The following is a 2,906-nucleotide window of genomic DNA, read 5'->3' on the forward strand; positions in this document are numbered from 1 at the left end:
TTCCCCTGGCCCCAGGAAAGCGTGGAAGAAGAAATCTATGCCCTCGGTGAGCCCCTCGGTGATGAAAACATCATCGGGCGCGCATCCGTCGAGCCTTGCCGCAACTTCCCTGAGTCCCGGGTCCCCTGGGGAAGGCGCGTAGCCGGTGTATTTTTCGTCCAGCGCCTGCTTCACAGCTGCGGTGAACTTTTCCGGCGGGCTGAATCCGTACACCGCCGGGTCCCCGATGTTGAGATAAATCATTTTCGTTCCGGAAGCCTCGAGCTTCTTGGCCTCCATTATTATGTCCCTTATTGGATAGCTCACGTGCCTCATCCTGTCTGCAGGCCTTAGGTATTTTTTGTCCATAAGAATCCCCCTGGAGCAGCGCGAATGCTGGTTCTGCGAAACAAATTCAATTGCAGGAGAAACGTTTTAATACCAGCACACAGATAGGTAAATGCAGCTGTTTTTCGGTTTCCGAGGGCAGCTATTTCTCTTAGTTTCCTGAGTTTCGCGATGATGGTTCGACATCGTTGGCGATAATTCAGGATAATGCGTCGTAACCTATGTTATGGCGAGCGATGAAAATAAGAGGTGGGAAAATGAAGACTACAATCACTTTGATAAAAGCGGATATTGGGGGCTTCACAGGCCATTCGGACGTGCACCCTCGCCTCATCGAGAGCGCCCAGAAAAGCCTTGAAGCAGGCAAGAAGAAGGGCATAATCCTGGACTATTACGTGGGCAAGGTCGGGGATGACCTCCAGCTCCTCATGAGCCACGACAAGGGAGTGGACAACAAGGACGTGCACGCGCTAGCGTGGGACACGTTCGTGAGCGGAACCGCAATCGCGAAGGAGCTCAAGCTCTACGGAGCCGGGCAGGATTTGCTCGCGGACGCGTTCAGCGGGAACGTGAAGGGCCTTGGCCCAGGATGCGCCGAACTGGAATTCGAGGAAAGGAAAAGCGAGCCCATAATCGCGTTCATGATGGACAAGACGGACCCGGGCGCGTTCAATCTCCCGATATACAAGATGTTCGCGGACCCGTTCAACACCGTGGGGCTCATAATAGACCCTAACATGGTGAACGGCTTCACGTTCGAAGTGTGGGACATATACGAGAACAAGAAGGTACTGCTGAATGCTCCGGAGGAGCTTTACGCGCTCCTCGCGCTGATAGGGACCAAGAGCAAGTACATAATCAAGAGGGTTTACCCGCGCGCGGGCAACAAAGTGCCCGAGAACGAGGCTGTCGCCGCGATAAGCACAGACAAGCTGTTCCTGATTGCCGGCGATTACGTGGGAAAAGACGACCCGGTGGCGCTCGTGCGCTGCCAATCCGGGCTCCCTTCCCAAGGAGAGATTCTCGAGCCGTTCGCGTTCCCCCACTTGGTTGCAGGATGGATGCGCGGCTCGCACAACGGGCCTATACTCCCGGTGGGGATGAAGGATTCCATGACCTCAAGGTTCGACGGCCCGACCCGCGTGGTGGGGCTCGGCTTCCAGGTAGCGAACGGAAAACTCGTGGGCCCTGTGGATTTGCTCGGCGACATCGCGTTCGACAACGCGAGGAGAAAGGCGCTCAAAATCGCGGATTACATGCGCAGGCACGGCCCGTTCGAGCCCCACAGGCTCTCCGAGCACGAGATGGAATACACATCCATGCCGAAAGTGATGGAAAAACTCAGGAACAGGTTCGCGAAAATAGAAAAATAGCCGGGGCAGGGCTATTCCAGGAGCCCGGCAATCGCCTTTCCTATTTTCCCTTTTTGCTTTTCTATCTCCTTTTCCCATGCCCCTGAAACGGTAACTTTTCTGCACAGGCGCGCCTTTTTCAGCTCCACAACCTCGCTTATTGCGCTTTCCTCCAAATTCGTGCCCATAATTTTGTTTATCTCCGCAGGTTCGGCATCCTCTATGAATTTTCCCTGCTTTATGAGCTCCGCAACCAGCTTCCCGGATTTTTCATGAGCTTCCCTGAAAGGCATCCCGCCCATCGCGAGCAAATCCGCTATTTCCGTAGCGTTCGCATAGCCCCTCTTTATCTCATACGCCATTTTCTTCTCGTCAAACTCGAGCGTGGGCGCCAAATCCGCGAGTATGGCAAGGCTCTGCTTCGCCGTATCCAGCGCACTCATCACAGCGAACTTGCTCTCCTGCGTGTCCGAGTTATAGCCGTTAATCAGCCCCTTCTGCACAGTGAGTATGTGCACCAGGCTTCCGTACACGCGGCCGCATCTCCCGCGCATCAGCTCAAGAATGTCCGCGTTCTTCTTGTTCGGCATTATGGAGCTCCCGGTGGCGTACTCATCACCTATCTTAATCATGCCCATCTCGGAGAACCAAATTCCCTCCTCTGCAAACCGCGAAATGCGGGCCATAACCTGGGAAAGCGCGAACGCTATTTCCGCCTCAAGCTCGCCTCTCGAGCCCACTGCATCCATCTCGTTCTCCATCACCGATTCAAAGCCCAGCAGTTCAGCAGTTCTTTTCCGGTCTATGCTCCAGCGCGTCCCGCTCACCGCGCACGCGCCCAGCGGGCACCTATTAGTTTTCTTGTACGCGTCGAAAACGCGCTCCAAATCCCGCGAAAATGCCTGCACATAAGCCTCGCACCAGAACGAGGTCATCACCGGCTGGGCGACGCGCGTGTGCGTGTACGCAGGCATCGGAACGTCCTTTTTCGCGAGCTGCGCGAACGCCTTCTGCACCTTCACGATGAGCGCCGCGACCTCCAGAAGCTCATCCCTCAAATAGAGCTTCGTGTCCACCGCGACCTGGTCGTTTCTCGAGCGCGCGGTGTGCATCTTCTTTCCCAGAGGGGTAATTTCAGTCACTTTCGCCTCCACGTTCATGTGCACGTCCTCCAGCTCCTTTTTGAGCCTGAATTTTCCCTCTTCGTGCAGTTCGAGCACCTTCGCG

3 protein-coding genes are annotated in these 2,906 nt (G+C 55.4%); 1 reads left to right on the forward strand and 2 read right to left on the reverse strand.

The window, feature by feature from the left end; all coding sequences use genetic code 11:
* Positions 1-348 (reverse strand): aminotransferase class I/II (locus WC488_05300; protein ID MFA5077812.1); only part of this gene is annotated, 348 nt, incomplete at its 3' end.
* A gap of 236 nt (positions 349-584) precedes the next feature.
* Between WC488_05300 and fbp the strand changes: the two genes are divergently transcribed.
* Positions 585-1,700 carry a fructose-1,6-bisphosphate aldolase/phosphatase gene (gene fbp / locus WC488_05305; GenBank protein ID MFA5077813.1) on the forward strand — a complete coding sequence of 372 codons (1,116 nt, stop codon included), beginning with the start codon at positions 585-587 and terminating at the stop codon, positions 1,698-1,700.
* Between the two features lie 11 nt (positions 1,701-1,711).
* Here fbp and argH read toward each other — a convergent pair.
* Positions 1,712-2,906: argininosuccinate lyase (gene argH / locus WC488_05310; GenBank protein ID MFA5077814.1), on the reverse strand; the 1,195-nt coding region annotated here is incomplete at its 5' end.

It is taken from the genome of Candidatus Micrarchaeia archaeon, from assembly GCA_041650355.1.
In the GTDB taxonomy this organism is placed as follows: Archaea; Micrarchaeota; Micrarchaeia; order Anstonellales; family Bilamarchaeaceae; genus JAHJBR01.